The 7,016-nt window shown below is 43.3% G+C and carries 6 protein-coding genes; 5 read left to right on the top strand and 1 reads right to left on the bottom strand.

All coding sequences use genetic code 11. The features are described 5' to 3' along the window. Positions 1-125 precede the first annotated feature (125 nt). The 3 genes from QUB64_RS19850 (at position 126) to QUB64_RS19840 (ending at position 2,494) form a co-directional block, all read left to right on the top strand. Complete coding sequence (locus QUB64_RS19850; protein ID WP_333269265.1) at positions 126-725, top strand: REP-associated tyrosine transposase; 600 nt, start codon at positions 126-128, stop codon at positions 723-725. 51 nt (positions 726-776) lie between these two features. Continuing rightward, a complete protein-coding gene (locus tag QUB64_RS19845; RefSeq protein ID WP_333269266.1) occupies positions 777-1,538 on the top strand; it encodes an OmpA family protein in 762 nt (253 codons plus the stop codon). An 80-nt stretch (positions 1,539-1,618) separates the two neighbouring features. Then, positions 1,619-2,494, top strand: coding sequence for an ABC transporter permease (locus QUB64_RS19840; RefSeq protein ID WP_333269267.1), 876 nt, complete (start codon positions 1,619-1,621; stop codon positions 2,492-2,494). A 242-nt stretch (positions 2,495-2,736) separates the two neighbouring features. Here the strand turns inward: QUB64_RS19840 and QUB64_RS19835 are convergent, their stop codons facing one another. After that, complete coding sequence (locus QUB64_RS19835; protein ID WP_333269268.1) at positions 2,737-4,797, bottom strand: dynamin family protein; 2,061 nt, start codon at positions 4,795-4,797, stop codon at positions 2,737-2,739. 95 nt (positions 4,798-4,892) lie between these two features. Between QUB64_RS19835 and QUB64_RS19830 the strand changes: the two genes are divergently transcribed. Continuing rightward, positions 4,893-5,750 (top strand): ABC transporter permease, encoded by an 858-nt coding sequence (locus tag QUB64_RS19830; RefSeq protein WP_333269269.1) that lies wholly within the window; start codon positions 4,893-4,895, stop codon positions 5,748-5,750. A gap of 51 nt (positions 5,751-5,801) precedes the next feature. Next, positions 5,802-6,860: an ABC transporter substrate-binding protein gene (locus QUB64_RS19825; RefSeq protein WP_333269270.1), complete on the top strand. Its 1,059-nt coding sequence runs from the start codon at positions 5,802-5,804 to the stop codon at positions 6,858-6,860. The last annotated feature ends 156 nt before the right edge of the window (positions 6,861-7,016 follow it).

Raw genomic sequence — 7,016 nt, 5'->3', positions numbered from 1 at the left:
AGTGAGGACTTTAGTCCGCAACAAGAAGGACTGAAGTCCGAACGATCGAACCTATACGAACCAGGGAAAGTTATATTTATAATGAGATCCCAACTCTTTACTACCAAATTTCACATCAACCTATCATGTACAAGTACCTGACGCTGACACCAGAACAACGTGCTGAATTAGTTCGACAACGCTTAGCCAAAGGCTACCCACCCCACAGACCACCACATCTAATACGCGATCGCACTTTTTACCTGCTCACAGGCACCTGTTACCAACATAAGTATTACATGGTAGATCAATCTCGCCGCCAGCAACTCCTAGATCGGCTATTTGAAGGATTTGTAACTAAAGGTATGGAAATACTCGCCTGGGTTGTATTACCCAATCACTATCATCTTTTGGTACAGGTTGCGAACTTTAACGATTTAAGTAAATTATTTCATCGGGTTCATGGGTCAATATCTCGTGAATGGAATCTGGAAGATGGAGCTACAGGTGGTCGAACAGTTTGGTATAGTTACAGTGATAGAGCTATTCGTTCCGAACGGCATTACTATACAACACTGAATTATATCCACAACAATCCTGTCAAGCACCTATGGGTAAAGTCTCCTTATGATTACGATCAAAGCAGTATTCACTGGTATTTAAAATATTATGGACGCGAATGGCTGCGTCATTTGTGGCATGAATATCCAGTTAAAGACTATGGTCGCGCTTGGGATGATATTTAGAAATAGGTTCAGGACTAGAGTCCTCACTACAAACTAATTAACAATGCAAAAATGAGAAATTTATCCGATTTAGACAACGCACCAGAAACAGAAGAAGAGGAAGATTCCAGCGTACTCCTATCCATCGGCGATTTAATGTCCGGCTTGCTGATGTTGTTCGCCCTCCTGTTCATCACCGTGCAAATTCAACTCAGCGCCAAGGCGAAAATGCTCGATGAAAAAATCCTTCAGGTGGAAAAACTGCGACAGGAATTGCAGCAATATCAAAGCGCTTTTGAAGGACTACCGCAAATTATTGTCAATGCTTTAAAGGGGAAAATAGGAGACAAAGATATTTTTACGGTTGACCCCGGAACCGGAGATGTCAGCATTCGCGATCGCATTTTGTTTGATAATAACAGTTCCGTCCTCAAACCCGAAGGTCAAAAGTTTCTCCAAGCCTTCATTCCCATTTACAGCCAAGTGCTTTTTGCTAACCAACAGTTTGAGAAACAAATTGCTCGCGTTGTCATCGAAGGACATACCAGTTCCAACGGTTCCGATTCCAAAAATCTAGAACTGAGTTTGCGTAGGGCTTTAGCTGTTTCTAATTATATGTTTTCGGATGAGGTAAATTTTCCTAAAAAATCCGAATTACAGCAGAAAGTATTAGTTTCTGGACGGGGAGAATTAGACGCGAATCAGACTCAAAATGCAGCGGGCGATCGCAAAGTCGTTTTCCGCTTCCAATTCCGCCGCGAAAACTTGAATGTTGACGTAAACCGCCAATTACCCTCGCCCGCAGCCAAAAGCCAGAATTCTACCCCTAAATAAATGCTGCGGCTTGACCTGCGGATTTGATATAAAATGTGTGGGATTATTAGTCCTATACGCACGGGTAGCCAAAAACCCTAATGAAATCGCTCTTTCCCGATCGCAAATCGAACATCGAAAATCGCAAATTATATAACCTGTTGCTGCTATTATTTCCTGCGAGTGCATGGCTGATCGTTTTCTTCATTCTGCCGGTGCTAATTGTACTATTGTACAGTTTCTTAGAACGCGGTACTTATGGCGGTATTACTTGGGTATTTACTCTTAGCAACTACCAGCGCTTGTTTAGCGGAGTTTTCTTAGGGGTAATTGGTCGATCGCTCTTTTTGGCTTTTTTGACAACGGCGGCTTGTTTGTTAGTCGGCTATCCCCTAGCATTTTTCATCGCCACCCGTCCTCCCCGCTGGCGAAATGCCTTGCTTTTGCTAATAATTCTTCCATTTTGGACTAACTTTTTAGTGAGAACCTACGCCTGGATCATTCTGCTGCGCAGCGAAGGAGTAGTGAACACAGCCCTGCAAAGCCTGCAAATAATTACCGAACCGTTAAACTTGCTGTTTACGCCTTTCGCTGTGGCGATCGGTCTGATTTACGGCTATTTACCTTTCATGGTTCTGCCTTTATATTCTAGCATAGAACGCTTCAATTTTTCATTAGTTGAAGCAGCTCAAGATTTAGGTGCAAATGATATTCGGACTTTTTGGCGCGTATTTTTACCGTTGACAACTCGCGGCATTGTTGCGGGTTCTATCCTCGTGTTTGTTCCCGCAGTCGGCGCTTTCATTACACCCGATATATTGGGCGGATCTAAAACAATTATGGTGGGAAATTTGATTCAAAATCAGTTTATGAAATCTCGCGATTGGCCTTTTGGTTCGGCGCTTTCTATGCTGTTGACGCTAATAATATTAGTTCCTGTTTTAATTTATTTTCGCGTCTCCGACGAAACCGAATAGGGGTAAGGTGCGAAATGGGCACCTTACTTGGACATGGGAGCATCTCAGTTTTGCTCTTGTAGTGCGAGCGGGGACGCTCGCACTCAAACAAAAAATGCTTTTTACAAAACTGGGATGCACCCCTTGGACATTCCTGGACGCATCAAAGTTCAAAAACCCGGTTTCTTCATTAATGTCTCAAGCAAGCAGCCATGACTTTCAAAGAAACCGGGTTTTTTTTCGCAAGTCCTATGGGATTTTAACTACAAACATCCACCTACAGACTCAATTTGCTGCCATTGAGACAAGATATCGGCTTCCAAGTGTTTCAGACGTTTAGTTTCAGCTTGGATGTCAATTTCTCGGCATTGTTTTTGCGCTAGCAAACTATCTAACTCGGCTTTGCGAGAATTGATGTCAGCATTCACGCGATCGCACACCTGTTCTTCGTAAGTATCAAAACATTTTCTAACTGCTGTACAAATATATTGCGACTGTTCTTCAGCAATTTGCGGCAGATATTTGACAAACTCTTTCTTCGTCGCAGAAATGAACTGTTGGCGAACATACTCTGCTTGCAATGATACCACACCTGTAAGTAACAGAATTCCCGCAAACACTGAAAGAGTTAAAGAGGCAACAACTACACCAATAATATTTAGCACAAGCGTGACCATGACACAAGCCAAAACACTCTGCCAAAACATATTGAAAGAATGAATACCTCTGTTGAGGTTGTCGGGAATGGATGAAAACATATCTATTGCAACCTCAGCCCAAGTCGAGCTTTCTTCAGGCTTGTAGCTATGTCCGACGGCGTAGAAGCGATAGCCTAAAAGCTTCTTATTCATAGCTTCTACTACTCGTTCATATTCAATTCGGCGATCGGCTGCTTTTTCCTCCAGTTCAGAGAAAGCAGAGGCTATTTTCTGTTTGGCAATGAATTCCCAAGCACTGAGGCGATCGTTCATATATCGCTCGAAAGCGCGTTTAAATGAGGTATAGAACATTGCCCGGTTGTTTTTGTCGAGAAATTGCATGAAATCTAAATCGGGCTGAGTGCTTAAAAAATCCTCTTCAAACGTCTTCTCTAAATCCAGGATATAGGTACGGAAAGAATCGGATATTTCCTGGGAAGTAGTCTCGCGGGCAGTTCTAATTTCTTGCTGGAATTGATTGCCAATTTCCGACAAAGTGGCGAAGTCAGACTGAATCAAATCAATTTTATGTTTCAATTCCTCGACAGTTTCTTCTAGCAAAGGAATGCGGCGGGAGATTGCTCCTTGAAAGCGGTTGCAAGCTTGAAGTGCGATCGCTTTTGCTTGTTCCCGTTCAGCCGCAGCTCGTTCCTCAGTCAAAAAATGATTTAGAGCGGCAAGAAACTCCACAAAGCCAGTACCCTCCAAAGTAGCTTCTGAGTTTTTCAAACGAGTACGCAAGGCCTTGAGAGCAGAAATCTCAAATACTCGCTGCTGATAAATATCCCGACCCCGCTCCTGACAATATTCACTCAGATTAGTTTGGAAAACTCGACGCAGTTTCTCCTCGGCTAATTGCAGTGCCTCAGTGTCTTCTGGATCGACAAGTCCATCTCGAATCCTATCCCAAGAATTGACAATGAAGAAGATAGTTAAACCTCGGTCTTTGAGGTAATTTTGGAGATAGCGGCGTTCCTCCAACGTGCAAGGTTGAGACGCACTCAACACAAAAATTATGGCGTCACAGTTGTAGATATAGTCGAGAGTAAGCTGGTTTCGCGCTTCCGTATCATTCAGTCCCGGACTGTCTACAAATTCGATACCTTTGGCTAGCAGCGGTAGCGGATGTTCTACCACCGCATGGCTGATATCTGGAAAAGCTAGCTGTTTCCCACGCTCGAGAATTTTGGCTTCTTCTGGATCAATTGTATAGCGCTGCTTAAACTGCTGAAAATCTATTGGCTCTGGTTGTTTGTTATCGTTATAGTAAATGGTCGCTTTCTCTGCTGTACCGTATTTTAACACTGTTAACAAAGCAGTACAGGGAGTGACATCGCTGGGAAGTAAACTCTGCCCTAGCAAAGCATTGAGAAATGTGCTTTTTCCCCGCTTCATATCCCCTAATACTAAAAACCGAAATACTCCTTGGCGCAAATTTTCGCTTTGCTGGATGAGACGTTCTATATCTTGAGAGAGTCCTAGTTTTCCCGATGTATTTTCTGATTGCGATTCCGCTTGGGTGAGCTTTTGGGCGAGATTCTCCAACAAAGCTGCTATCTCGTTGCGAACTCTGACGAGGCGATCCAAGTTATCGCTCCAACCAGCCACTTTTTCTAGACTGCTCATGCGTCTTCCCTAGAGTAATGTGTAATTCGATCTTATCACCTCGATCGAGCTAAATTTAGGGTAAGATGCCCAAATGACTGATGACGGCAGGACTGATGACTAAAACAAAACTAGATTTATTTGTTCGGGCGATCGCCAAAAAGTGGCTTTGGGCACAAGCTGCACTAGCATTTGCCTTTCTCTACTTGCCAATTCTCATCTTAATTATTTACTCGTTTAACAGCTCCAAATTTAACGCTGTTTGGCGCGGTTTTACCCTCGATTGGTACGGCAGCTTGTTTAGCAATGCAGGCGCGACGATTGCTACCAGCAGCAGCGCCGGAATTTTGCCAGCACTTAGCAATAGCTTGCTAATTGCAGCCATTTCTACTGTGTTAGCGACAATTTTCGGTACAATGCTCGCGCTAGCGCTGGAACGCTTTCATTTTCCGGGACGCAAAGCAGTGGAAGCTTTACTGTTTTTGCCGGTGATTATGCCCGAAATTACGATCGGCATTTCGCTGCTAGTTTTCTTTACCCTCGTATTTCGGATCGTAGAAAATCTCACCGGAATTCACCTCAACCTCGGCTTACCTACAGTAATTATCGGTCACGTTGTCTTTAATATTTCCTTTGTGACGATTACTGTCAGGGCGCGTTTGGCGGAACTCGATCCTCAATTAGAACAAGCAGCCTTTGACTTGGGTGCTAACGAATGGCGGACTTTTTGGCGCGTGACTTTCCCTCTAATTTTGCCCGCTATTTTCAGCGCAGCACTGCTGGCTTTTACTCTGTCGCTGGACGATTTTGTCGTGACATTCTTTACCACCGGTGTCGGTTCGATGACGCTGCCGCTATTGGTTTACGGCATGATAAAATTTGCAGTGACGCCAGCAATTAATGCCATCTCAACTTTGATGTTGCTAGCTTCTTTATTGCTGGTTGTATCGTCGCTAAGAGTTAAAAGAAGTTAAAAAACTTGCTTTGTGTGTCATAATTAATTTTGCCTACAACTAACAAAACCCATGAAACGCCTCCTGACTTTCTTACTTTTGTTTGTGATGAGTGCAACGGTGGTTTTCGGATGCAGCCGCACAGGTGGCAACCAGCAAGTCCTCAGCATTTACAATTATGCAAGTTATATCGCCCCAGAAGCGATCGCCCAATTCGAGAAAGAGAACAATGTTAAAATTCAATACGACACTTTCGAGAACAGCGACGCACTCTATGCCAAACTAAAACAAGGAAATCCGGGTTATGATGTAATATTTCCCGCCGATTACATGGTGAAAATCATGGCGGCAGATAATATACTTTCGCCGTTAGATTACCCGAATATTCCTAACAAAAAAAATCTGGATTCGAGATGGATAAACCAAACATTTGACCCTGGAAACAAATATTCGTTGCCTTATCAGTGGGGAACAATGGGAATTGGCTACAACGTGAAAGCAACCCAGGGCGAAATTAACAGTTGGGGGGCGATGTTCGATCCGAAATATACGGGAAAAATAGCATGGCAAGATGATGCCAGATACACTTTTGCAGCGGTTTTAATGTATCTAGGATTCGATCCAAATACAACTAATCCCGAAGAAATTAACAAAGCCCGCGACTTGCTGATTAAAAATAAAAATATTATTGCAGCTTTTGTCCCAGACACTGGTCAAACTCTGCTCGATCAAGGAGAAGTAAACCTGACAATGGAATGGAGCGGCGATATTTTTCAGGTGATGAAAGAGAATCCAAATCTCCGCTACGCTATTCCGAAAGAAGGAACAATTGTCTTTTCTGATAACATGGCAATTCCCAAAGGTGCACCGCACAAAGAGTTAGGGGAAAAATTTATTAACTTCATTTTGCAGCCAGAAGTAGGTGCTACAATTTCTAATTTTACCCACTATGGTTCGCCGAATAAAGCAGCAATAGACAAAGGTTTAATTGACCCGAAAGATTTGAAAAATCCCCAAATTTATCCGCCTGCTGAGGTGTTTGCTAAGATGAAATTCTTGCAGGATGTCGGGAAAGCAACCGCATTGTACGATCGAGCTTCGACGGAAGTTAAAGCAGGGGCAGGAAAGTAAGTATTGGTGTCAACAACCAGGTCAAACTTAACTGGTTCCAAGGAAGATCCTGGTAACGAGTAGAAAGCGAGTAACTAAATAACTGTAGGGTGCGTCAGGGGGAAAATTATTGAGTATCTCGTCAAAACATTCAGCCCTGACGCACCCTACAATAAC

Origin of the sequence: Microcoleus sp. Aus8_D2 (assembly GCF_036702665.1) — a bacterium.
GTDB lineage: Bacteria > Cyanobacteriota > Cyanobacteriia > Cyanobacteriales > Microcoleaceae > Microcoleus.
This window is presented reverse-complemented; position numbering and strand designations above follow the sequence as displayed.